Origin of the sequence: Pseudoalteromonas sp. 20-MNA-CIBAN-0454, from assembly GCF_040308685.1 — a bacterium.
In the GTDB taxonomy this organism is placed as follows: domain Bacteria; phylum Pseudomonadota; class Gammaproteobacteria; order Enterobacterales; family Alteromonadaceae; genus Pseudoalteromonas; species Pseudoalteromonas nigrifaciens.
Genome location: NZ_JBEOOB010000243.1, coordinates 1 through 236, shown reverse-complemented (window position 1 = coordinate 236; position 236 = coordinate 1). Strand labels below are relative to the sequence as shown.

The window sequence follows — 236 nt, the reverse complement described above, 5'->3', positions numbered from 1 at the left end:
GCCCAGTTCGGTTAAATAGCCACCATCTGGGCTGTCTATCACTCCCTTATTAAACAAACGCTGTGCAGCACTTAACAAAGCCGGCTCAGCATCAGAATGAAGTTTAATTCCCTGCATTTTGCTCTCGCGTGGAAATTTTGCTAGTAGTGTAAATTCGTCAATCATTGTTTGATTAAATAGCATATCTGTTCACCTTTTTATTGTTCTGTGTTTTACTTATGTTGTCTTACTTACCC

At 39.4% G+C, this 236-nt stretch carries 1 protein-coding gene; it reads right to left on the bottom strand.

The genetic code is table 11. The features are described from left to right. The coding region (locus AAEZ22_RS18630) for a TIGR02647 family protein (protein WP_352298577.1) at nt 1-183 on the bottom strand (183 nt) is incomplete at its 3' end. Nucleotides 184-236: the final 53 nt, after the last annotated feature.